This is a genomic window from Streptomyces dysideae, assembly GCF_001514305.1.
Taxonomy (GTDB): domain Bacteria; phylum Actinomycetota; class Actinomycetes; order Streptomycetales; family Streptomycetaceae; genus Streptomyces; species Streptomyces dysideae.
Window position 1 is genome coordinate 25,535 of sequence record NZ_KQ949083.1, and the last position, 23,795, is coordinate 49,329.

Below are 23,795 nucleotides of genomic sequence, written 5' to 3' on the forward strand. Positions count from 1 at the left end.
GTCATGGATTTCGGACTCGTCCTGCAGACCGACCCGCCGGCCTCCAAGGTCGTCAGTCTGATGAAGCGGGCCGAGCGCAACGGCTTCGCCTACGGCTGGACCTTCGACTCCGCCGTGCTGTGGCAGGAGCCGTTCGTGATCTACAGCCAGATCCTGGCCAACACCCAGAAGCTGACCGTCGGCACGATGGTGACCAACCCGGGCACCCGCACCTGGGAGGTCACGGCCTCCACCTTCGCCACCCTCAACGACATGTTCGGCAACCGCACCGTGTGCGGCATCGGCCGCGGCGACTCCGCGATGCGCGTCGCCGGGCGCAAGCCCAACACGCTGGCCCGCATCAGCGAGGCCATGAAGGTCATCCGGGCGCTGGGCCGCGGCGAGGAGGCCGACCTCGGCGGCGGCACGATGGTCAAGTTCCCCTGGATCAAACCGGACGCCGAACTCCCCGTATGGATGGCGGCGTACGGGCCCAAGGCCCTCAAGATGACCGGCGAGGAGGCCGACGGGTTCATCCTGCAGCTCGCCGACCTCTATCTGACCGAGTACATGGTCAAGGCCGTCAAGGACGCGGCCGTCGCCGCCGGGCGTGACCCGTCCGAGGTGAAGATCTGCGTCGCCGCCCCCGCCTACGTCACCGAGGACGACTCGCCCGAGGCGCTCGCTCACGCGCGCGACCAGTGCCGGTGGTTCGGCGGCATGGTCGGCAACCACGTCGCGGACCTGGTCTCCAAGTACGGCGAGCACTCCTCCCAGGTCCCCGAAGAGCTCACCGACTACATCAAGGCACGCGAGGGCTACGACTACTCCCACCACGGGCGCAGCGACAACCCGGACACCGCATTCGTGCCCGACGAGATCGTCGAGCGGTTCTGCCTCATCGGACCGGTCGAGAAGCACATCGAGAAGCTGAACGCGCTGCGTGAACTCGGCGTCGACCAGTTCGCCGTCTACGACATGCACGACGCTCAGGAAGCCGTCATCGACGCCTACGGATCGAAGGTGATCCCGGCCGTCAACGGCTGAGCCGTTCCCCCACTTGAGTCTCCCCCTTCCCGCCGTTCCGGGAAGGGGGTCCAGGGCGCACTGCATTGATTTCTTGCGGGGCGCCCCCCTCGGTACCGCCCGCACGGCCTTCCCGTCCCACCTCACTTGAATGGCCTGCCCATGACCGACACCGCTCCCACGGCCATACCGCCGTCCACCCAAGTCACCCTCGCCGACGGCCGGGTGGAGATCGCTCCCGGCGCCCCCGCCCCGAGCGGCCCCTACGCCAACGAGGATCTGCTGCCGGTCCCGGTGGAGAAGCGCACCTGGACCACGTACAACTTCTCCGCACTGTGGGTCGGCATGGCCCACAACACGGCCTCATGGACCCTGGCCTCCGGTCTGATCGCCGTCGGCATGGACTGGAAGCAGGCGGTGCTCACCATCGCCCTGGCCAATGTGATCGTGCTGATCCCGATGCTGCTCACCGGGCACGCGGGACCGAAGTACGGCATCCCCTTCCCGGTCTTCGCCCGCGCCTCCTTCGGTGTCCGCGGCGCCAACCTGCCGGCCGTCGTACGGGCGTTGGTGGCGTGCGGCTGGTTCGGCATCCAGACCTGGATCGGCGGTGAGGCGATCTACTTCCTCGCCGGGAAGCTGATCGGCAACGGCTGGTCCGACGCCGGGAAGATCGGCGGCTATGCCTGGACCATGTGGCTGTCGTTCGCGATCTTCTGGGCGATCCAGGTCGCGATCATCTACCGGGGCATGGAGACGATCCGCCGCTTCGAGAACTGGGCGGCGCCCTTCGTGCTGGTCGGCGCGTTCGTGATGCTGTGGTGGATGAGCGACAAGGCCGGCGGTTTCGGCCCGCTGCTCGACCAGCCGTCCAAGCTGGGCTGGGGCGGCGACTTCTGGAAGCTGTTCTGGCCGTCCCTCATGGGCATGATCGGCTTCTGGTCCACGCTGTCGCTGAACATCCCCGACTTCACCCGCTACGGCAAGAGCCAGAAGGCCCAGACGTGGGGCCAGGCGCTCGGTCTGCCGACCACCATGACGCTGTTCGCGTTCCTGTCCGTCATGGTCACCTCCGGTTCGCAGGCGGTCTACGGCGAGGCGATCTGGGACCCGGTACAGCTCGCCGCCAAGACGGACAACGTCGTCGGTCTGCTGTTCGCGCTGGTGACGGTCCTGGTGGCGACGCTGTCCGTGAACATCGCGGCCAACCTGGTCTCGCCGTCCTTCGACTTCTCCAACATCGCGCCCCGCAAGATCACCTTCCGTGCCGGCGCGCTCGCCACCTGTGTCATCGGTGTGCTGATCTTCCCGTGGAAGCTGTACTCCGACCCGCAGGGCTACATCTTCACCTGGCTCGGCCTGGTCGGTGGTCTGCTCGGCACGGTCGCCGGCATCCTCATCGCCGACTACTGGATCCTGCGCCGCGGCAGGCTCGACCTGACCGACCTGTACCGCACGGGCGGCCGTTACTGGTACGAGGGCGGCTGGAACTGGCGGGCCGTCGTCGCCTTCGTGGCCGGTGGCGTCCTGGCGGTCGGCGGTGCCAGCTTCAAGCCGCTGATCGACGGCCGGCCCATCCCGGCGCTGTCGTCCCTGGCCGACTACGGCTGGGCCGTGGGCCTGGGCACGTCGATGGTGCTGTATGTGGCGCTGATGCTGCTGCTGCCCTCGAAGAAGTCCGAGCTCTGACTGGGGCTGACCGGGGCTGGCCCCGTTGGTGGAGGGCGGTCAGTTCTGCTGGCCGTCCTCCAGGGCTGCCACCGCCTCCTTGGCGGCCTTGATGGCGCCCTTGTTGATCTCGTCCGTGCCGGGCGCCTTCTTCGACTCGAAGTCGCTGCCGCTGTAGGTGACGGACACCAGCGCGTTGGACGCCTGGATCATCACCACGCCCTCACGGGTCTGCTGCTTGTCCTCGGTGGTGAGGTTCACGACCGAGTAGCCCGCGTCGCCGATCCCGGGGACGTCCCCGCCGCCGCTCTTCTCCGCGATGCGCGTCTTGTACGACTTCTGTGCCGCTTCGTCGGACGCCGTGATCTCGAAGGAGACGTCGAGCCAGTGGTACTCGTACCCCTTGAGCGCGTTCCAGGAGCAGGTGCGGCGCAGCTTCGAGTCCGTCGACGGTATCTCCTTGCCGGCCGTCTTGGCGCCCGGCACCAGCGACTTGATCGTCTTCGTGGCGAGGCTCTCGCACGGCGCGGGAGCGGCGGCGTACGTCTTCGGCACCGCCGCCGTCGAGGGGGCGGAGGGCGAGTCGGTGCTGCCCTTCTGTGCCGCCTTGTTCTCGGCGGCCGGCGTCGCGGCGGGACCGGACGACAGCGCCCAGCCCGCCGTGGCGAGCACGACGACGGGCGACAGACGCGCGGTGAGGGCGAGCGGCAGAGGCAGTGAACGCACGGCGCACTTCTCGTGGGGGATGGTGCGGAAGGAGTCCGCACTGCGGACGGGACGCCAGTGTCACACGACTCCCTGTGGGGTGGAAGTGTCAACTCGCTCCGTACACACGTCGTTACGGCCTCACGAAGCCTCCTGGGTGATATAGGTGGAAAGCTCGGATTCGATGCGTTCTACGGCGGCGAAGGCGCCGTATGACACGAGATGCACCAGGCAGTGGTCGGTGTGCTCCGGCCGGCGCCAGGCCGTCACGTCCTCGTCCGTGATGCGGTACGGCGCGAGCGCGGCCAGCAGCGCCAGGCGCGCGCCGGGACGCTCCCGGCGGTCCGGGAACGGGTCCGGGGCGAGCGGCGGATGCGCTCCGTCCCACTCCCGCAGGGTCTGCCGTACGAGGGTCTGGTCGTCGGTGCCGAGGAGGCTGGCGCCCTCCCCCCACTGCCCTAAAGGCGTGGGGGGACCCCCAGGCGGCCGTGCGCAGGGCGGCGTAGGCGGGGCCGACGGACGTGCCGGCCGCCCAGGCGGGCCCCGGACCGGGGCCGTCGAGGAGGGCGAGGGACGTGCCGGGGCGGGCGGGGCGGCGTACGGTCCTCGCGAAGCCGCGGCCCGCCAGCCGCCGTACGGACTGGAACCGCTGGGCGTTGCCCGGCAGGAGGTTCTCGGTCAGCAGGGACGAGACGATCCGGTTGATGAAGTGGAAGGCGAGCGCGGTGCCCAGGTAGGCGGGCGCGTGCGCGGGCGGGAAGGGGTACGGCCGCGGGGCGGCGCCCGGGACGCGGGTCGCCTCGCCCCAGGCCAGTACGCGCGCGTGCTCGCCGCCCTCGGGCAGCTCGCCCCTGGCCGCGCGCTCGGCCAGCGCGTGCTCGCCGGTGGCGTGCCGCATCACGGTGTGCGCGTCCACGCAGAACGGGCACCGGTTGGCGAGCGACACCCCGAGGGCGTGGCTGGACGACCCGGAGCGGCGGGAGGCGGTGCTCGCGGCGACCCGCCGGATCGAGTCGGAGCCGACACTGCTGGGAGCGAGCGGGCATCTGCTGACCGCGGGGAGACGGCTTCCGTAAGTGCGTACGATCGCAAGATCGGCCGCCGCGCAGTGAAGGAGTCCGCTCGTGTTCACCACCCGACCCACCCTGCAGGGAACCTTCGGCATGGTGTCCTCCACGCACTGGCTGGCCTCGCAGTCGGCGATGGCCGTGTTGGAGGACGGTGGCAACGCGTATGACGCCGCCGTGGCGGGCGCGTTTGTGCTGCATGTTGTGGAGCCGCATCTCAACGGGCCCGCCGGGGAGGTGCCGATCCTGCTCGCGCCGGCGGGCGGTGAGGTGCGGGTGCTGTGTGGGCAGGGGGTCGCGCCGGGCGGGGCGACCGTCGCGCACTATCGCGGGCTCGGGCTGGAGCTCGTTCCCGGGACCGGGCCGCTCGCCGCCGCCGTCCCGGGTGCCTTCGACGCCTGGATGCTGCTGCTCCGCGACCATGGCACCAAGTCCCTCGCCGATGTCCTCGAGTACGCCATCGGGTACGCCGAGCACGGGCACGCGCCCGTGGAGAACGTCGGCGCGACCGTCGAGACCGTACGGGAGCTCTTCGAGACGGAGTGGACGTCCTCGGCGGACGTGTACCTGCCCGGTGGGCGGGCGCCCCGGACCGGTGAGCTGTTCCGGAATCCCGCCCTCGCCGCCACCTGGAAGCGGCTGCTCGACGAGGTCGCCGGGGCCGGGGACCGGGAGGCGCAGATCGAGGCGGCGCGGGAGGTGTGGCGCACCGGGTTCGTCGCAGAGGCGCTCGTACGGCAGGCCCAGCGGCCCGCCCTGGACACCAGCGGCGAGCACCACACCGGCACGCTCACGGCCGCCGACCTCGCCGGCTGGTCCGCGAGCTACGAGGCGCCGGCGACGTACGACTGGAACGGCTGGACCGTGTGCAAGGCCGGCCCCTGGAGCCAGGGCCCGGCCTTCCTCCAGCAGCTCGCCCTGCTCCCGCCCGAGCTGCCCGAGCACGGCTCCGCCGACTACGTCCACCTGCTGGTCGAGGGCTGCAAGCTCGCCATGGCCGACCGGGAGGCCTGGTACGGCGACGCGGCCGACGTACCCCTCGACGCGCTGCTGTCGAACGACTACAACGCGGCCCGGCGCACGCTCGTCGGCGACAAGGCCTCGTACGAGCTGCGGCCCGGCAGCCCCGGCGGGCGCCCCCCGCGCCTGTGCGCCCACGCGCGCGTGGTGGCCGACGACCAACCCGGCTTCAGCCCGCTGGGCGTCGGCGAGCCCACGGTCGCCCGGAGCCCCGCCGCGCCGGTGCCGGGCGAGCCGGACATGACCGCCGACGGCGGCACCCGCGGCGACACCTGCCACCTCGACGTCGTCGACCGCTGGGGCAACATGATCGCGGCCACACCCAGCGGCGGCTGGCTGCAGTCCAACCCCGTCGTACCCGAACTGGGCTTCCCGCTCGGCACCCGGCTGCAGATGGCCTGGCTGGAGGAGGGACTGCCCAACACCCTCACCCCGGGCCGCCGCCCCCGCACCACCCTCACCCCCTCGATCGCCCTGCGCGACGGCGTTCCCGTCATGGCCTTCGGCACGCCCGGCGGGGACCAGCAGGACCAGTGGCAGCTGCACTTCTTCCTGGCCGTCGCCCAGCGCGCCCAGGTACGCGGCGGACTCGACCTCCAGGGCGCCATCGACGCCCCGAACTGGCACAACGACGGCTTCCCCGGTTCCTTCTTCCCGCGCGGGATGCGGCCGGGCAGCGTCACCGTGGAGTCCCGTACGGGCGCGGCGGTCATCGAGGAGCTGCGCCGCCGCGGCCACGACGTGACCGTCGGCGACCCCTGGTCGGAGGGACGGCTCTGCGCGGTCGCCCGGGACCCCGGGACCGGCATTCTGTCGGCGGCCGCGAACCCGCGGGGCATGCAGGGATACGCGGTCGGACGCTGACGCCGGGGACGCACAGCCCGTGCCGCTGATGTTCGGTTCCGCGTGTTCATGGTGATTCCACCCGGCATCCACCGGGCGGGTGGGGATTGTCAGTGGGGCGTGCTCTCATGGAGGAGTGATCAAAGACAACGAAACCATCGACGAGTTTCTCGCCCGGCACGCCGCTGACGTGGAAGAAGCCGTCCGTAAGGCGGCCGTGGCCGAGATCATGCCCCGCTTCCGGCAGCTCGCCGCCCACGAGGTCGACCAGAAGAGCGGCCCGCACGACCTGGTGACGGACGCCGACCGGCTGGCCGAGCAGTACCTCACCGAGGCGCTCTCCGGTCTCCTGCCCGGCTCGGTCGTGGTCGGCGAGGAGGCGGTGCACGCCAACCCGAAGTCCTACGAGGCGATACAGGGCGACGCCCCGGTCTGGATCGTCGACCCGGTCGACGGAACACGCCAGTTCGTGCACGGCGACCCCGGGTTCTGCACCCTGGTCGCGCTCGCGCGCGGCGGCGTCCTGCTCGCCTCCTGGACGTACGCCCCCGCCCGCGACGAACTGGCCACGGCGATCCGGGGACAGGGCGCCTACCTCGACGGCGAGCGGCTCTTCTCCGGCGTACCCGAGCCCGGCCGGGACCTCCGCGTCGCCACGTCCCACCCGGACTACACGACCGACGAGCAGAAGGACGCCCTGCTGGTCCTGTGGACCGACGGCGTGGCACCGCGCGCCTGCGGCTCGGCCGGCCTGGAATATCTCGCCGTCGCCCGGGGTGAGTCGGACGCCACGGCGTTCTCCTGGGAGGCCGCCTGGGACCACGCGGCGGGCCTGCTCCTCGTCGAGGAGGCGGGCGGCGCCCATCTGACCCGGACCGGCGAGCCGTTCCGCATCACCGGCGGCAACGCCCTGCCGTTCACCGCGGCGCGGGACGCGGCCACGGCTCGCCGGGTGGTGGAACTGCTGTCGGGCGGAGCCTGATCTGGGGGTAGGTTGTGCCGACTCGGACACTGATCACTTCGAACTCGGCGGATACACCTTCCGCGGGCCACTCGCACTCCGCCTGCAGCAGCGGCAGAGCGTCCACGAACCCCGGCGCGGGCAGCCCGACGTCGACGAACACTCCGGTGACCCCGGGACCCCAGGGGGAGACGGTGAACGTGCCGGTCAGGCGGGTGCCGACCGGCAGGGGACCGCTGTCGTGCCGTACGTCGCACTGGCGGTAGGAACGGGCCCGGCCCCACGCGACGGCGAAATCCCGCTCGCCGACGGGCCGGGCGTCCGGCGGCTCCACCACCGGTTCCGGCGCCCCCACCCCGTACACGACCTCATACACCTGGGCACCCCACGTCCCGCACGCATCCCGCGCCCGCGCCCGCTCACCCGGCTCGGCGGCGACCACGGGCACGGACTCCGGCCCCCGCAAGGAGATCTGCCGCAGCACCCGCCCGTCGTCCCCCACCTCGAACCAGTGCCACAGATCGTCCTCGGGCACGGGGAAGCGGAAGCGGCGGGTCACCCGGTGGACCTTACCCGCGCCGGTGGTTGTCGGTGCCCCGGCATATCCTGATCCTCAGTGGCCATCGGCTGACGAAGGGGTCCGAAGGTGCCGTCGATGCTCGATGCGGTCGTGGTGGGTGCGGGGCCGAACGGACTGACCGCGGCCGTGGAGCTGGCCCGGCGCGGTTTCTCCGTCGCCGTCTTCGAGGCGCGTGACACCGTGGGCGGGGGAGCCCGCACCGAAGAGCTCACCCTGCCCGGCTTCCGCCACGACCCGTGCTCCGCCGCGCACCCGCTGGGCATCAACTCGCCCGCGTTCCGCGCGATGCCCCTCGACCGGTACGGCCTGGAGTGGCTGCACCCCGAACTGCCCATGGCGCACCCCTTCACCGACGGCACCGCGGCCGTGCTGTCCCGGTCGGTCGCCGAGACGGCGGCCTCGTTCGGGTCGCGGGACGCGGGCGCGTACCGCAGGCTGGTCGAGCCGTTCCTGTCCAAGTGGGACACCCTGGCCCGGGACTTCATGTCCCTGCCGCTCACCGCGCTCCCACGCGACCCGGTCACCCTCGCCCGCTTCGGCCTGGTCGGTCTGCCCCCGTCGACCTGGCTGACCCGGCGCTTCCACGACGAGCGCGCCAAGACCCTGTTCGCCGGCCTCGTCGCGCACGTCATGGCCCCGCTGGACGGCTTCGCCACCGGCGCCATCGGCCTGGTCTTCGCCCTCGCCGCGCACGCCCGCGGCTGGCCCGTGGCCCGCGGCGGCTCCCAGTCCATCTCCGACGCGCTCACCGCGTATCTGAAGGACCTCGGCGGCACCGTCCACACCGACTACGAGGTCAAGCGCCTCGACGACCTGCCGCCCGCGCGCGCCTACGTCTTCGACACCTCACCCACCGCGCTGGCCCGCATCGCAGGCTTCGGCGACTACTACGCCAACTACCGTTACGGCCCAGGCGTCTTCAAGGTCGACTACGCGCTGGACGGCCCGGTGCCGTGGACCGCTCGGGAGGCGCGTACCGCCGGCACCGTGCAGATCGGCGCCGACAGCGCGGAGATCGGCACCGCCCTGCGCGCCGCGTCCCGCGAGGACCGGGCCCCCGACAAGCCGTTCATGATCACGGTCCAGCCCGGTGTCGTCGACCCGACGCGGGCCCCGGAGGGCAAGCAGGTCTTCTGGGCGTACGGCCATGTCCCGAGCGGCTGGACCGGCGACCTCACGGACGCCATCGAGCGCCAACTGGAGCGCTTCGCCCCGGGATTCCGAGACCGCGTCCTCGCCCGCGCCACCGCAGGACCGCCCGAACTCGCCGCCCGCAACGCCAACTACGTCGGCGGCGACATCGCCTCCGGCGCGGTCTCCGGACTCCAGCTCCTGCTCCGCCCCAAGCTGTCCCTGTTCCCCTACGGCACCCCGCATCCGGCGGTCTTCATCTGTTCCTCGGCGACCCCGCCGGGACCGGGCGTGCACGGCATGTCGGGGCACAACGCGGCCAAGGCGGTGTGGCGCCGGCTGCGGCAGCATTCCTGAGCCTGCTCAAAGGACCCAGATCTACAGCGAGTTGGGGCCTCAGGGTAAGGAAAACCAGTGTCTTCTTTGTCACTTCTGTTACCAGGAGGTAGATGGCTGAATGTTCAAGCGCCGTGAGTAAAGTGCGGCCATGAAAGATCGGAAAGCGGTCTTCCGCTTCGGATCCCGGTCTGCCGTGCGCCTCGCCGACCTCGCGCTCCTTGTCAGAGCCCCGGCCGCGCTGAGTGTCCCTGGTGACGTGATCGCTGGAGCTACCGCAGCCGGACGCCCGTTGAGCGCCCGCGCCCTTGGAATCGTCGGCTCGTCCGTCTGCCGCTACTGGGCGGGCATGGCCCTGAACGACTACGCCGACGCGACCGTCGACGCCGTCGAACGCCCCGACCGTCCGGTCCCCTCGGGCCGCGTTGCGCGCCGTACCGCGCTCGCCGTGGCCGGCGGGCTGACCGCCGCGGGGCTCGGTCTCGTGGCCGCGGCGGGTGGCCGGCGCCGCCTGCTGGGAGCGCTTTTGCTGACGGGCCTGGTCTGGGCGTACGACCTCAAGCTCAAGTCGACCCAGGCGGGAACGGCCGCGATGGCGGGCGTCCGCACGCTGGACGTCCTGGCCGGCGCGCTCGCCCCGGGCCCCGGTGCCGTCTCCACCGGTGCGGCGCTGCGCCGCGCGGCCTTACCCGCCGCCCTGGTCGGCGCCCACACCTACACGCTGATGGCCCTCAGCCGGCACGAGATCTCGGGCGCCCCCGCCCGTCTGCCGGTCACGACCCTCGCGGTCTCCACGGCCACGGCACTCGCGACGGCACTCCCGGCCACCGCCCGCGCCGGCACGGCCGACACCGGTCCCACCGAGAAGGCCCGCACCGGGCTCGTCCCCGCCGACGCCCTCGCCTCCCTCGGCGCCTATGGCACCGCCCAGGCCCGCGCCGCACGGGAACCGTCGGGGGAGAACGTACGCCGGGCCGTGGGAGCCGGAATCCTCGGGCTGATGCCCCTGCAGGCGGCGCCCACTGCACGCGCCGGTTCCCCCGTCTTCGCCGCGGCACTCGGCGTCGTGCACCCCCTCGCGCGACGGCTGGCCCGGCGCATATCGCCCACCTGAGACCACCACACCTGCGTGTGAGGAACCGGCACCATGAGACCACCCCCCACGCCGCTCAAGTTCGGGTACGGCGCCAACGGGTTCACCAACCGCCGCCTGTCCGACATCCTTGTCGTCCTCGGCTACGACGGCGTCGCCCTCACCCTCGACCACGGGCACCTCGACCCGTACGCCGACCACCTGCCCCGGCACCTGACCGCCCTCGCCGGGCACCTCGACCGGCACGACCTGGACGTCACCGTCGAGACCGGCGCGCCCTACTTCCTCGACCCCTGGGGCAAGCACCTGCCCACCCTGATGTCGGACGGCTCCGAGCGCAGGATCGACCTGCTGTGCCGCGCCCTGCGCATCACGGCCGAACTCGGGTCGCCCACCGTCCACCTGTGCAGCGGACCGGCCCCGGACGGGCTGCCCGAGCAGGACGCCTGGAAGCGGCTCGCGGCCGGTGTCCAGGCCGTCCTGGGGACGGCGGAGAAGTACGGGGTGGCGCCGGCCTTCGAGCCCGAGCCGTACATGTCCGTCGACACCGTGGCCCGCTGCCGCGAACTTGCCCAACACGTCGGCGGACACGAGCTCTTCGGGGTCACCCTGGACATCGGGCACGCCCACTGCGTCGAGGAACACCCCGTCCTCGACTGTGTGCACCGGCCCGCCCCGCTGCTGCGCAACGTGCAGATCGAGGATATGCGGCGCGGCATCCACCAGCACCTCGAGTTCGGAGCCGACGAGATCCAGGGCGGCTCGCTCGACGCCCCCGAAGTCGCCGGCCGCTCCATCGAGTTACTGCGCACGGCAGCGGCCTAGCCACACCCTGTGTCGCCACACCTCGTATCCCCACTCCCCAGCCCAACTCTTCAGACCTCACCGGAGGTTGCTCTTCCATGGCTGTCATCAGCCCGGCAGACCCCCACCTCGCCCTGCACGCCGCCCTCGACGCGACGGCCCGCGCCTGGCTCGACGAGGCCACGGAAAAGATCGCCAAGCATCCAAGCGCGATACGAAGACTCTTCCCCGCCGCCCGAAGACGCTGCGGACACACACGCCTGAACGACCACTGGACCCGCGACGAGGCCGCCCGCGCCGCCCCCCTGACCGCACTGCCTCTGCACGGCCGGGCCCTCGCCGAGGAGGTGACCGGCCTGCACCGCCACGGCGACCCCGCGGAACAGCGCGCCGTACTGAAGCACGTCTTCTGCGAGATCCCACCCGACCGCGTCACCGGCCTCGGCGCCCGCGCCCACCCCGATGTCATCCACGCGGAACTCCAGGCACGCACTCAAGGAAGAGGGCTGACCGTGCGCATCTTCGACCCCCACATCCACATGAACTCCCGCAGCACCGACGACTACGAGGCGATGTACGCGGACGGGGCCCGCGCCGCCGTCGAGCTCGTCTTCTGGATGGGCCGGCCCCGTACCTCGTCCGAGAGCTTCTACGACTACTTCGACGCGCTGCTCGGCTGGGAGCCGTACCGCGCCACCCAGTTCGGCATCCAGCACTTCTGCACCAGCGCCCTCGACTCGATGACCCCCGAGGAGGACGAGGCGCTCGCCCGCCGGCTCCAGCTCGCCGTCGAGCACGGCCTGCCCGCCCTCGTGCACACCCCGCACCGCGACAAGGCCACCGGCACCCGGCGCACCCTGGACGTCGTACGGGAGTCGGGCATCGCCCCCGATCTCGTCGTCCTCGACCACCTCAACGAGCTCACCGTCGGCATGGTCCTCGACAGCGGCTGCTGGGCCGGGTTCTCGATGTACCCGAGGACCAAGATGAGCGAGGACCGCATGGTCGAGATCCTCAAGGACCACGGCACCCAGCGCGTCCTTGTCAACTCCGCCGCCGACAGGGGGCGTTCGGACCCGCTGAAGACCCGCAGGACCGCCGACGCGATGCTCGCCGCCGGGTTCGACGAGGCCGCGGTGGAGCGCGTGATGTGGAGCAACCCGGTCGCCTTCTACGGCCAGAGCGGACGCCTGGAAGTGGACCCCGCCCTCGACGAGCCCAAGCCGGACGACCAGTCGTCCTTCGAGGGCAACTCCATCCGCCGCGGGGGAGTGTGACCGTGCCATGCGCTTCCTGCACCCGGACGGCACCACCGTCCACCTCGGCTACTGCAGCAACGTCCACCAGGCGGAGGACCTGAAGGGCGTCATCGCCCAACTCGCCGCCCACGCCGAGCCCGTGCGCGAGCGCCTCGGCGTCGACCGGCTCGGCATCGGGCTGTGGCTGGCCCGGGACGTCGTCACCGAACTCACCGCCGACGAAGGGGCGTTGGACACGCTGAAGGCCGAACTGGGGGCACGCGGCCTGGAGACCGTCACCCTCAACGCCTTCCCCTACGCCGGCTTCCACCGCGAGGTCGTCAAGAATGACGTGTACGAACCCGACTGGGCGGACGAGGCACGCCTGGAGTACACCCTCGACTGCGCCCGCGTCCTCGCCGCCCTCCTCCCCGACGACGCCGACCGGGGGAGCGTGTCCACGCTGCCGCTGGCCTGGCGGGACCCGTGGCCCCGGGTGAGCGCCGAGGACGCCCGCCACGCCCTGGACCGGCTGACCACCGGCCTCGCGGCGCTGGAGGCGTGGACCGGACGCCGTATCCGGGTCGGCTTCGAACCTGAGCCCGGCTGTGTCGTGGAGACCGCCGCCCAGGCGGTACGGGAACTCGGCGGCCTCGACCCCGACCGGCTCGGCGTCTGCCTCGACGCCTGCCATCTCGCCGTCCAGTTCGAGCACCCGGCCGCGGCCCTGCGACGGCTCGAGGACGCCGGGCTGCCCGTGGTGAAACTCCAGGCCTCCTGCGCCGTGGAGGCCGAGCACCCGGCGGACCCCGCCGCCCGCGCGGCCCTCCAGCGGCTCGCCGAACCCCGGTTCCTGCACCAGACACGCACACCGACAGCCAACGGGGTACTGGGCGTCGACGACCTCCCGGACGCCCTGGACGGCGACCTGCCCGACACCGGCCCGTGGCGCGTCCGTTTCCACGCCCCGCTGCACACCGAACCCGAACCCCCGCTGCGTACCACCACCGGCCAGCTCGACCACGTCCTCGCCGGACTGCTCGGCGGGCCCTCGGCCGACTGCGACCACATCGAGGTCGAGACCTACACCTGGTCCGTCCTCCCCGAGCCGCCCGCCGACCTGGTCGGCGGTATCGCCGCCGAACTCGCCTGGGTCCGCGACCGGTTGACCGGTCTCGGCCTCAAGGAGGACCCCTCATGACCCGGCTCGTCGTCCTCGACATCGTGGGCCTCACCCCGGAACTGCTCCCGCACATGCCCGCGGTCGCCGCCCTCGGCGAACGCGGCTTCCAGGCGCGCCGAACTCCGCGTCGGCCTGGCCACCCTCTTCGACCGCCTGCCGACCCTGCGCTGGCGGCCCCACCGGAGTCCCTCGCGCTCTCGACCAGTACGGTCCACGGGGTGCGCGGGCTGCCCGTCGCCTGGTCGTAACGGACCTGCCGGTGGTGGCCGGCGCTGGTATAGAGGCAGATATGACCACCATCACGCTCGCCCAGGGCGACATCACCCGCGAGAGCGCCGACGCGATCGTCAACGCCGCCAACTCCTCCCTCCTCGGCGGGGGAGGAGTCGACGGCGCGATCCACCGGCGCGGCGGCCCCGCGGTCCTCGAGGAGTGCCGGGCGCTCCGGGCCTCCCACTACGGCAAGGGCCTGGCCACGGGGAAGGCGGTGGCGACCACCGCCGGGAATCTGGACGCCCGTTGGGTGATCCACACGGTGGGCCCGGTCTTCAGCCAGTCCGAGGACCGCTCGGACCTGCTGGCCTCCTGCTACCGGGAATCGCTGCGGGTGGCCGACGAGTTGGGCGCCCGTACGGTCGCGTTCCCCGCCGTCTCCGCCGGCATCTACGGATGGCCCATGGAGGACGCCGCCCGTATCGCGGTGGAGACCGTCCGAGCCACGGAGACCTCGGTCGAGGAGGTCAGGTTCGTCCTCTTCGACGAGCGGGCGTACGAGGCGTTCGCCGGGCGACTCCGCTGAGGGCACCACGGCTGGTTCATCCTGTCGCGTCGGTGCGGGCCGCCTGATCCCCGGGCCACCGACGTGGGGCCGGGGGACCGAGCGGGCTCGCCCTCCCACGTAGTCACTCGCTCCGGCTGCCTTCTCACCAGCCGGAGGTAATGTTGTTCTGCCGGTCACACGAAGTGTCCCGTCGACCGCTTCCCGCTCCGGCAGCGCGACCGTGGCGGCTCGTCGCCACAGGGCCATCGGGCTTCGCCCGACGGAGGGCCGACCGGCACCTCCGCTGCCGTCGGCTCCAGGGTGGTGCGCGCGTGATCGTCACCCTCACCCCCAATCCCAGCCTGGACCGCACCCTGGAGGTTCCGGACCTGCGGCTCGGCTCGGTCATCCGTGCCACCGGCAACCGTCTCGATCCGGGGGGCAAGGGCGTCAACATCTCCCGGGCGCTGGCCGCCAACGGTCACCGGACGGTGGCCGTCCTGCCCTGCGGCGGCACCGAGGGCGAACGGCTCGCCGAGCTGCTCGCCTCCGAGGGCGTCGAGGTGGTCACCGTCCCGATCGCCGACAGCGTCCGGGTCAACATCAGCGTCGTGGAGCCGGACGGCACCGTCACCAAGCTGAACGCGGCCGGCCCGTGGCTCTCCGCCTCCGAGATCGACGCGCTGGCCGCAGCCACCTGTGCCACCGCCAAGGGCGTCCGGTGGGTGGCTCTCGCCGGCAACCTGCCACCCGGCGCCCCCGTCGACCTCTACGCACACCTGGTGTCGCGCCTGCGCGGCAGCGGGGCGCCGCGTATCGCCGTCGACTCCAGCGGCGCCCCGTTCGCCGCTGCCCTGTCCGCCGGTCCGGATCTGGTCAAGCCCAACCGGGGCGAACTCGCCGAGGCCGCCGGGATGCCGGTGACCACGCTCGGCGAGGCCCTGACCGCGGCGAACGTGCTGCGTGCGCGTGGTGCCCGGACGGTACTGGCCAGTCTCGGCCCTGACGGTGCTCTGCTGGTCGGCGACTTCGCCGTGGTGCACGGGGAGCGGCACGTCGCCGAACCACGCAGCTCCGTCGGCGCCGGGGACGCTCTCCTCGCGGGGTACCTGGCGGCCCCCGCCGAGGGCCCCGCCGCCCTTGCCGAGGCCCTGGCCTGGGGTGCCGCCGCGGTGTCGCAGCCCGGCAGCGCCATGCCCGGACAGTGGGACCTGGACCGGTCGGCTGTCGTCGTGCGGCACCGCATCGATCCCGACCGCCTGCTCTCCGAACGGAACTGACATGATGCCCGACCTCATCACCGCGGATTTCGTGGACCTCGACCTGCGGGCCGCAGACCGTCACGAGGCGGTCCGTTCCCTCGCCACCCGGCTCGCCGCCGACGGCCGTGTCACGGACCTCGACGGGTTCCTCGCCGACGCGCGGGACCGGGAGGAGCAGATGCCCACCGGTATCGAAGGGGGCATCGGCATCCCACACGCCCGCTCCAGCCATGTCACGCTGCCCACACTCGCCTTCGGGCGCTGCGCCGAAGGCGTCGACTTCGGCGCCGCGGACGGCCCGGCGGACCTGGTCTTCCTGATCGCCGCGCCGGCCGGCGGTCACGCCGAGCACCTGGACATCCTGGCGTCGCTCGCCCGCCGCCTGGTGCACGCCTCCTTCAGGCAGGCACTGCGCCAGGCCATGGACGCGCAGGCGGTCGTCGACCTCATCAATAAGGAGGTGGGCGGAAGATGAGGATCGTCGCTGTCACGGCGTGCCCGACCGGCATCGCCCACACCTATATGGCCGCCGAGGCCCTGGAGCAGGCCGCCGCCGACGCCGGGCACCAGATCGTGGTGGAGACCCAGGGCTCCGCCGGTGCGGTCAAGCTGACGGCCGCACAGATCGCGGCGGCCGACGCGGTGATCTTCGCGGCCGACACGGAGATCCAGGACCGGGAGCGATTTGCGGCCAAACCCATCGTGATCGCCCCCGTGAAACGCGCCATCAACAATCCGCGCGAGCTGATATCGCGGGCAGCGGAGGCCGCGGGTCCGGAGGGTGCCGCCGAGCACGTCACCGAAGGCGCCAGGGGCGACGAGACCGTCGGGGGCGAGGGGGACGACGGGACCGTAGGGGCCCGTGGAGCCGCGGTCGGCGGCCCCGCGCCCGGCGCACCCTCGGAGGGCGCCAAGGTCCACCCGGCCACCCGGTTGCGTCATTGGTTGATGACCGGAGTCAGCTACATGATTCCGTTCGTCGCCGCAGGCGGCATCCTGATCGCGCTCGCCTTCATGATCGGCGGTGCCGAGGTCGCCGTGAAAGTCGACGGCGGCACCTGGCAGGGGCAGACCTACCCCGAGGTCACCGACCTGTCCGAGCTGGTCGACCGGGCCGGTTACGCGGGCGTGCTGTTCAAGATCGGCACGACGGCGTTCTCGATGCTGGTGCCGATCCTCTCCGGCTTCATCGCCTACGCCATCGCCGACCGGCCGGGCCTGGTACCCGGCGTGGTCTCCGGGCTGCTGGCCGTCGCGATCGGCGCGGGCTTCCTCGGCGGTCTGGCGGGCGGCCTGCTCGCCGGTGCGGTGGTGACGGCTCTACAGAGGATCCGCCTGCCGCGGGCGGCCGCGGGGGTCATGACCGTGGTCGGGATTCCGCTCGTGTCCACGTTGGTGATGGGCCTTCTGATGATCATCGTCATCGGGGAGCCGATCGCCGCCGCGCAGCGCGGCCTCACCGACTGGCTGGACGGCCTGAGCGGGACCAACGCGATCCTGCTGGGCGCGCTGCTCGGCCTGATGATGGCTTTCGACATGGGCGGTCCGGTCAACAAGGTCGCGTACACCTTCGGCGTCGCCGGCCTGGCCAGCGGCGACCTGGAGGTGATGGCCGCCGTCATGGCCGCGGGCATGGTGCCTCCGCTCGCCCTCGCCCTGGCCACGGTCGTGCGGCGGGCACTCTTCACCGACAGCGAGCGCAAGGCCGGGGAGGCCGCCTGGCTGCTGGGTGCCTCGTTCATCACGGAGGGGGCCATCCCGTTCGCGGCGGCCGACCCGCTGCGGGTCATCCCGTCGATCATGGCCGGGAGCGCCGTCACCGGAGCCCTGTCCATGGCTGTGGACGCCACCTCGCGTGCCCCGCACGGTGGCCTGTGGGTCATCGGTCTGATCGGCAGCCCCGTCCTCTACCTGGCAGCCATCGCGGCGGGCGTGGTGGTCGGCGCGGCCTGTGTGCTCGTCGCCAAGCACTTCGGACAGCCCCTCCCCGAAGCGGCACCGGTGCGGCCCGGGACCGGCGGCCGGTGAACCTGCCCGCGGACCCGGTTTCGCCGGTCCCGTGCGGTGAGGTCATGCAGCCTCGGATGCTCGCGGGTTCACGACGGGACGGGCGGAGTATCGTGAAAAAGCGGACGTGTCGAGCACTAGCGGGTGCCGATGTCCAGCAGGCCGGCACCCCAGGTCGCGGGCACGCTCCGACCCCGACAGCGCATCGAGCCGTTCGGGGTCCTTCGCCCGGAGAGAGTCCGGAGAGGGGAGGTCTTCGTGCCGGATTTCTGGGGCACCCGAGACACCTTGTCCCGCGACCGTGAACTGTTCCTGGGGGGCGAGTCGGCCGTAACCGGCCTGCGCGCGCCGATCCTGAGTTCATGGCGGCGTTGCGCCTCCATGGGACTGTCGCCGGAGACCATCGAACCTCCGTACCACGCGGACCTGGACATGGACAGCCGGCTCATCCGTGCGGCGGCGCCCGTGCTCGATCGGCTGGAATCCGAGGTGGCGGGCGCGCGCATGGGCGTGGTCCTCGCCGACCGGCACGGCGTGATCCTGCACTGCCGGGCCGATGAGAAGGCGCTGTACCGGCGCTTCGAGGTGGTTCGGCTCGCACCCGGCTTCACCTACTCCGAGGAGTACGTCGGCACCCACGGCATCGCCACGGCCTTGGAGGAGCGGCAGGATTTCCGCGTCTTCGGCGCCGAGCACTTTGCCAACAGCCTGCGGCCCTTCGTGTCGTTGGGCGCCGTCGTCCGCGACCCGCTCAGCGGAAGCCTCGAAGGCGTGGTCGGTCTCACCTCCGGGTGCGCCGACGCCAATCCGGCCATGGCGTCCCGGGTCCGTAAGGCGGCCGAGGCCATCGCGCTGCGGCTGCTGGAGCAGCGTACGGAACGGGAGCGTGCCCTGCTCCAGGAGGCGCTGCAGGTCGAGCGCCGTGTACAGGTGGCGATGGCGGACATGACGCAGACCCCGCCCGGCCCGTACGGCCCACCCGTTTCGTCCCTCACCGACAGTGACCGGAAAGTCCTGCGGGAGAAGGCCACGGAGCTCATTTCAGCGGCCCCCGACACCGCGGTGCGGGTGCCGCTGTCCGGAGACCGTGTGGCCGCGCTCGTGTGCCGTCCTGTTGCGGGGGCCCTGGGCGAGGAGGGTGTGGCGGTCAGGCTCAGCTTTGTCGGCGACGCACCAGGGCATCGTCCGGTGACGGTGCCGGACGGGACCGGCAGTGCCTCGACGGGCGGCACACGGGCGGACGGCGCACCGACGGCGATGCTTTCGCCTCCCACTCCGGACGGGCCCCGGGAGGCAGCCCCACCGGCCCAGGCGGCGGGTGAGGAGTCACCGGGTCACGAGGAGCCGGCGGACGGAGACGTACCGGGCGTCCCGGTGGACAGGGCGCCGACAGGGCAGGGGCCCGCTGAGGGCGCGGTGACGGATGCCCCCGTCGAGTGGCTGCTGGCGGTCGGCCAACCGGAGATGGGGCGGCTCGCGATGGCCGCGCGAGAGCGCCTCGAACTGCTGTACGACGCAAGTATCCGCATCGGCACCACGCTGGACGTCACGCGGACCGCGGAGGAACTGGCCGAGGTGGTCGTCCCGCGGTTCGCCGACATCGTCACGGTCGATCTGCTGGAGCCCGTGCTGCGCGGAGACGAAGCCCTCGTCCCGGATACGCCACTGCAGCGGGCGGCGCTCGGCGCCCACCACGCCGACCCGCCGTTCCGCCCGGCCGGCAAACGGATCAGCTTCGCCTCTTCCGCACCGCAGGCCCGATGCTTCGCCGAGGGGCTGGCGGTCCTCGAACCGGATGTGCGCGCCGTTCCCGAATGGCTGGCCCAGGACCCCGGCCGCGTCCAGCAGCTCGTGGAGTACGGCATCCACTCCCTCATCGCCGTCCCGCTGCGTACCCGCAGGGTGACGCTGGGGCTCACGACCTTCTACCGCTGCCGGGATTCCCGGCCCTTCGAGGAGGACGACCTGCACCTGGCGGAGGAGCTCATCGCCCGCGTCGCCATCTGTGTCGACAACGCCCGCCGCTTCACCCGCGAGCAGACCGTCGCCCTCACCCTGCAGCGGAGCCTGCTGCCGGGCGTCCTCCCGGAACAGACCGCGGTCGAGGTCGCCCATCGGTACCTGCCCGCCCAGATCGCCGTGGGCGGGGTGGGCGGCGACTGGTTCGACGTCATCCCGCTGTCCGGGGCGCGCGTCGCCCTGGTCGTCGGCGACGTCGTCGGACACGGCCTGCACGCCGCCGTCACCATGGGGCGGCTGCGCACCGCGGTCCACAACTTCGCCACCCTGGACCTGGCCCCCGACGAGCTTCTCGGCCGCCTCGACGACCTGGTCATCACCCTGGGCCAGGAAGGAACGCTCCGACCGGGCGGGGACTACATCATCGGTGCCACCTGTCTGTACGCGGTGTACGACCCGGTCTCCCAGCGGTGCACGGTGGCCCGAGCCGGCCACCCCCCGCCCGCGGTGGTCGACCCCGACGGCGCCGTCCACTTCCCGGACCTGCCGGCCGGCCCTCCCCTCGGCCTGGGCGGCCTTCCCTTCGAGTCCGCCGAACTGCAGCTGCCGGAGGGCAGCCAGCTGGTCCTCTACACCGACGGACTCATCGAGGACCGCGACCTGGACATCGACGTGGCCCTCGAACGGCTGCGGGCTGCCTTGTCCCACGCCGACCGGGCTCCCGAACAGACCTGTGAGTCGGTGCTGCGAGTCCTGCCCGGCCCCGGCTCCACCGACGACGTGACCTTGCTCGTCGCCCGCACCCGCGCCCTCAGCGCCGACCACACCGCATGCTGGGACGTGCCCACCGACCCGGCGGCGATCTCCGCCGTCCGTGAGGCCGCCGTCCGACAGCTGACGGCATGGGGCCTGGAGGACTGCGCCTTCACCACGGAACTCGTGCTCAGCGAGCTGGCAACGAACGCCATCCGGCACGCCACCGGGCCCGTCCAGGTCCGTCTGCTCCGCGACCGGGTGCTCATCTGTGAGGTCTCCGACGGCAGCAGTACCTCCCCCCACCTCCGCCAGGCCGCAGCGACCGACGAGGGCGGGCGCGGCCTGTTCCTCGTCGCCCAACTCGCCCAGCGCTGGGGAACCCGCTACACCCCGCGGGGCAAGGTCATCTGGGCCGAGCAGCCCCTGTCCCCCACACCGGCACCTCTCGAACTGTCGTCCTGGTGATCCCTCCCTCCAGGCCGCGTCCGAGGGGCCGCCACAGCAAGAGGTGAAGCACATCATGCAGGCCAAGGAACGCCAGCGGCGGATCGTGGCTCTGGCTCGCGAGGAAGGACAGGCGAGTGTGGAGCAGCTGGCCGAGACCCTTTCGGAGAGCCCGGAGACCATCTGGCAGGATCTGACCCTGCTGGAACGCCAGGGTCTGCTGCGGCGGGTGCAAGGCGGAGCGATGCCTCTCAGGCGGCTCGGTTTCGAGCCGGACCTGCCCACGCGTGGCGTGGTGATGGAGGACGAGAAGAGGAGGATCGCCGCGGCCGCTCTGGACGAGGTGCCCGACGAGGGAGTGATCCTGCTGGACGCCGGGTCGACCACCGTCCGCCTTGCCGAACTGCTGCCCGCCGGCCGTGAGCTGACGGTGATCACCAACAGCCTGCCGATCGCCCAACTGCTCGCGCAGCACGCGGAGCTCACGGTCCTCACCCTGGGCGGCCGCGTACGGGCTCGTACGCTCGCGGAAGTCGATGTGGTCGCCGTCCGCACCCTGCGGACGTTCCTCATCGACGTGTCCTTCCTGGCGACCAACGGCGTCTCGGTCGAACATGGCCTGACCACACCGGACCTGGCCGAAGCGGAGGTCAAACGGGCGATGTGCCAGCGCGCGCGGAGGGGGGTGCTGCTCGCTGACAGCAGCAAGGTCGGGAACGACACTTTCTGCCGGTTCGCCGAACTCCGCGACTTCGACGTCATGGTCACCGACACCGGTATGGAGGCAGAGGTCGCCGTGGATTTCGCCGAGGTGGGGCCGCGCGTCATCCGCGTGTGACGTTCTTCTCCTCCCCCGCCGCGCCGGCGCCGGGCCGGTGGCCCGGTGGTCAGCTCGGCTGGGGGTGGCCGAAGAGCAGGTCGTAGCCCACTGGGAGCTGGATCAGGATCCGGTTCATCAGGTCTTCGCCGGTGGTGTCGGCCACGACGCTGAGCACGGCGCTGACATCCCACGTCGCGGTCTTCTCGGTCGCGCCTTCGATCCAGGCCGCGGCCGCCCGGATGAACCGCTCGGGCGGGAGGGGCTCGTGCGCCTGGAGGGGGTTGAGCAGTACCAGCGCCAGCGTCTCGGGGAGCCGGGCGGCCGGCTCAGCCCGCGCCTCGCCCACGAGATGCGCGCCCAGCAGGGCGAGAACGACGCGGGAAGCCCGCTCCGCCTCTTCTCGTGAGGGATACTCGCCACGTTCCTGGACTGTGGACAAAAACGCGTCCCACTGCGTACGCATGATGTCCTCCTTGTGCACACCCAACCAGTGATCGCCGCGGCCCGCTGGACCAGTTCGACTTTCACGATAAATCTTCGGCTGAGCAGCCGGGACCTGTCGCGGTACCGCCGCAGGAGACACCGTTAATCACGTGACGGATGCCAAGCCGGGATGGCGGAGGTCCAGATCATGCCGACCATCTGCTGGGCGGTCGCCTCACCGGCTCCTTGGCCCAGGATGCTCGGCGCCGGTTCCACCGGTCGGGCGGGTGGGGCTGCGGGCGCGGCGCCATGAGGCAGACCAGCAGTTCGGCAGTGGGCCGGGGACTCCCTCACAGCACGCTTCTCCCTTTGATCGCAGTCGGCGTCAGCGCCGGCGGCGTTCCGGCCCGCGGACGCAGTTGCCGTTGAAGTGCCTCGCCGTGCGGCGGTGGCACATTACCCGCCCTGGCCCACTCCGCACGGCACGGACGACACCGTGACCCGGCGTGATTCACCCGATTGGCCGAGCGGTATACCCGCGCTTGCAGTGGCAGTCGGCCGGGTGACGCTGCGGATGTTGGCGGGTCGGCGCTGTCCTGCTCGGCGGGCGATCTTCGCGCCGCTCGTTGAGGATGGCTCGGGGCCCGACCACAAGGAGAGTCCGGTCGCTACGGCCCCCCGACAGCGAGGGAGTCCTTGATGGCAGTGACGACGAATGCGCTCATTCCGGCGCTGGAAGACGCCCGTCAGGCCCACGCAGCAGTCATCGACCGTTTCCGGTCCGATGTGAACGTCACCCCCGCCGGCCCGCACCGGTCGGTACTGGAAGAGCACATGTCGACCACGCAGGAGCACATCGCCCGCATCGACGACCGCATCCGCGTACTGCGTCCCAGTCGCCCGCTGCAGGACACGATCCAGTCGGTCGGGCTCCTGGCCCGCGATGCCGTCCGGCTGGCCCGGCTGCCCTGGGAGATCGGCGCGCTGATGGCCGCCGAGACCGTGCGTGGTCGGCAGTCGGTCGGCGAGCGCCGCCTGCTGAGGAACGCCAAGGACGAGTACGCGATCACCGCGCGGGCGGTGGCAGCCTGCAGGGCCGGTCAGAGCATTGCCGAAGAGGCCCAGGACCAGGCTGCCGCCGACCTGTTCGAGGCGCTGCTGGGCCAGGACGAGGAGCTGTTGCGCCGGCTGCAGGACAGCCTCGCCGAACACGCCGCGGCCGTTGCGGCGGAAGCCGACGGCGGCCGACGCCCATCCGCCGAAGGCGGGCCGGACGACGCGGCCGCGCGCACGGCCGAGGAGGTCCAGGGCACGGTCACCCGGCCCGAGGGCCTGCCGGTCTCCGGCTATGAGCAGCTCAGCGTCAGCGACATCACCGGGCAACTGCGCATGCTGTCCCAGGTGGATCTCACCGTCATCGAGGGCTACGAGCGAGCGCATGCCGACCGGCCCGAGATCCTCAACACCATCGAGCGGCTGAGGGGAAGCGAGCCCTGGCCCGTCTATGACGACATGACCGCCGACCAGATCAAAGCCCGGCTCCACAGTGCCGACCCCGCCGTGGCCGGGGAGGTGCTGGAGTACGAGCGCGGCCATCGTCGGCGCAGCGCGGTCATCACTGCCGCCGAGGCGCGCATCGCCCTGTGACGATCGGTATCTCCCTGAGACAGTGTGCGAGCAGCCGCCGTCCGCGGCGGCTGCTCGCACACTGTCGCTCAGCGTCGCGTTGA

Annotated in this window: 18 protein-coding genes and 3 pseudogenes; 17 read left to right on the forward strand and 4 right to left on the reverse strand. The window is 71.7% G+C overall.

Annotated features, from left to right (window positions below):
- Window positions 1-3 precede the first annotated feature (3 nt).
- Complete coding sequence (locus AQJ91_RS16415; protein WP_067022084.1) at window positions 4-1,026, forward strand: TIGR03842 family LLM class F420-dependent oxidoreductase; 1,023 nt, start codon at window positions 4-6, stop codon at window positions 1,024-1,026.
- Between the two features lie 141 nt (window positions 1,027-1,167).
- Window positions 1,168-2,694 carry an NCS1 family nucleobase:cation symporter-1 gene (locus AQJ91_RS16420; RefSeq protein ID WP_067021708.1) on the forward strand — a complete coding sequence of 509 codons (1,527 nt, stop codon included), beginning with the start codon at window positions 1,168-1,170 and terminating at the stop codon, window positions 2,692-2,694.
- Between the two features lie 39 nt (window positions 2,695-2,733).
- Here AQJ91_RS16420 and AQJ91_RS16425 read toward each other — a convergent pair whose 3' ends face one another.
- Both AQJ91_RS16425 and AQJ91_RS55620 read right to left on the reverse strand, forming a co-directional pair.
- Complete coding sequence (locus AQJ91_RS16425; protein ID WP_067021709.1) at window positions 2,734-3,399, reverse strand: hypothetical protein; 666 nt, start codon at window positions 3,397-3,399, stop codon at window positions 2,734-2,736.
- Between the two features lie 120 nt (window positions 3,400-3,519).
- Window positions 3,520-4,333 (reverse strand): annotated as a pseudogene (locus AQJ91_RS55620) (carboxymuconolactone decarboxylase family protein); the annotation flags it as partial.
- A 1-nt stretch (window position 4,334) separates the two neighbouring features.
- Here AQJ91_RS55620 and AQJ91_RS52120 point away from each other — a divergent pair.
- The 3 genes and pseudogenes from AQJ91_RS52120 to AQJ91_RS16440 form a co-directional block, all read left to right on the forward strand.
- Window positions 4,335-4,454 (forward strand): annotated as a pseudogene (locus AQJ91_RS52120) (class I SAM-dependent methyltransferase); the annotation flags it as partial.
- Between the two features lie 48 nt (window positions 4,455-4,502).
- Window positions 4,503-6,329: a gamma-glutamyltransferase family protein gene (locus AQJ91_RS16435; RefSeq protein WP_067021711.1), complete on the forward strand. Its 1,827-nt coding sequence runs from the start codon at window positions 4,503-4,505 to the stop codon at window positions 6,327-6,329.
- A gap of 115 nt (window positions 6,330-6,444) precedes the next feature.
- Window positions 6,445-7,290, forward strand: coding sequence for an inositol monophosphatase family protein (locus AQJ91_RS16440; protein ID WP_067021713.1), 846 nt, complete (start codon window positions 6,445-6,447; stop codon window positions 7,288-7,290).
- Here AQJ91_RS16440 and AQJ91_RS16445 read toward each other — a convergent pair.
- Window positions 7,226-7,828, reverse strand: a complete 603-nt coding sequence (locus AQJ91_RS16445; RefSeq protein WP_067021715.1) for a hypothetical protein — start codon at window positions 7,826-7,828, stop codon at window positions 7,226-7,228. The genes AQJ91_RS16440 and AQJ91_RS16445 overlap by 65 nt on opposite strands.
- A 96-nt stretch (window positions 7,829-7,924) precedes the next feature.
- Here AQJ91_RS16445 and AQJ91_RS16450 point away from each other — a divergent pair, with 96 nt between their 5' ends.
- The 11 genes and pseudogenes from AQJ91_RS16450 to AQJ91_RS16505 all read left to right on the forward strand — a co-directional run bounded on the left by AQJ91_RS16450 (window position 7,925) and on the right by AQJ91_RS16505 (window position 21,660).
- On the forward strand, window positions 7,925-9,337 hold the full coding sequence (locus tag AQJ91_RS16450; protein WP_067021717.1) for a phytoene desaturase family protein: 1,413 nt from the start codon (window positions 7,925-7,927) through the stop codon (window positions 9,335-9,337).
- Between the two features lie 130 nt (window positions 9,338-9,467).
- Window positions 9,468-10,430 (forward strand): SCO3242 family prenyltransferase, encoded by a 963-nt coding sequence (locus AQJ91_RS16455; RefSeq protein ID WP_199847945.1) that lies wholly within the window; start codon window positions 9,468-9,470, stop codon window positions 10,428-10,430.
- Window positions 10,431-10,463: 33 nt separating this feature from the next.
- Window positions 10,464-11,234: a sugar phosphate isomerase/epimerase family protein gene (locus tag AQJ91_RS16460; protein ID WP_067021719.1), complete on the forward strand. Its 771-nt coding sequence runs from the start codon at window positions 10,464-10,466 to the stop codon at window positions 11,232-11,234.
- Window positions 11,235-11,725: 491 nt separating this feature from the next.
- A complete protein-coding gene (locus tag AQJ91_RS16465) occupies window positions 11,726-12,490 on the forward strand; it encodes a TatD family hydrolase (RefSeq protein WP_067022089.1) in 765 nt (254 codons plus the stop codon).
- 7 nt (window positions 12,491-12,497) lie between these two features.
- Window positions 12,498-13,652: a metabolite traffic protein EboE gene (eboE, locus tag AQJ91_RS16470; protein WP_067021721.1), complete on the forward strand. Its 1,155-nt coding sequence runs from the start codon at window positions 12,498-12,500 to the stop codon at window positions 13,650-13,652.
- Complete coding sequence (locus AQJ91_RS16475) at window positions 13,649-13,882, forward strand: hypothetical protein (protein WP_067021723.1); 234 nt, start codon at window positions 13,649-13,651, stop codon at window positions 13,880-13,882. Before eboE ends, AQJ91_RS16475 begins: the two co-directional genes overlap by 4 nt.
- A gap of 41 nt (window positions 13,883-13,923) precedes the next feature.
- A complete protein-coding gene (locus AQJ91_RS16480; protein WP_067021725.1) occupies window positions 13,924-14,433 on the forward strand; it encodes an O-acetyl-ADP-ribose deacetylase in 510 nt (169 codons plus the stop codon).
- A gap of 293 nt (window positions 14,434-14,726) precedes the next feature.
- Window positions 14,727-15,674: a 1-phosphofructokinase family hexose kinase gene (locus AQJ91_RS16485; RefSeq protein WP_067021727.1), complete on the forward strand. Its 948-nt coding sequence runs from the start codon at window positions 14,727-14,729 to the stop codon at window positions 15,672-15,674.
- 4 nt (window positions 15,675-15,678) lie between these two features.
- Window positions 15,679-17,684 (forward strand): annotated as a pseudogene (locus AQJ91_RS16495) (PTS fructose transporter subunit IIABC).
- Between the two features lie 237 nt (window positions 17,685-17,921).
- Window positions 17,922-20,843, forward strand: a complete 2,922-nt coding sequence (locus AQJ91_RS57355) for a SpoIIE family protein phosphatase (protein ID WP_067021731.1) — start codon at window positions 17,922-17,924, stop codon at window positions 20,841-20,843.
- Window positions 20,844-20,898: 55 nt separating this feature from the next.
- Window positions 20,899-21,660 (forward strand): DeoR/GlpR family DNA-binding transcription regulator, encoded by a 762-nt coding sequence (locus AQJ91_RS16505; RefSeq protein WP_067022093.1) that lies wholly within the window; start codon window positions 20,899-20,901, stop codon window positions 21,658-21,660.
- A gap of 49 nt (window positions 21,661-21,709) precedes the next feature.
- Here AQJ91_RS16505 and AQJ91_RS16510 read toward each other — a convergent pair whose 3' ends face one another.
- A complete protein-coding gene (locus AQJ91_RS16510) occupies window positions 21,710-22,105 on the reverse strand; it encodes a DUF2267 domain-containing protein (protein WP_067021738.1) in 396 nt (131 codons plus the stop codon).
- 659 nt (window positions 22,106-22,764) lie between these two features.
- Between AQJ91_RS16510 and AQJ91_RS16515 the strand changes: the two genes are divergently transcribed.
- A complete protein-coding gene (locus tag AQJ91_RS16515; RefSeq protein WP_067021740.1) occupies window positions 22,765-23,712 on the forward strand; it encodes a hypothetical protein in 948 nt (315 codons plus the stop codon).
- The last annotated feature ends 83 nt before the right edge of the window (window positions 23,713-23,795 follow it).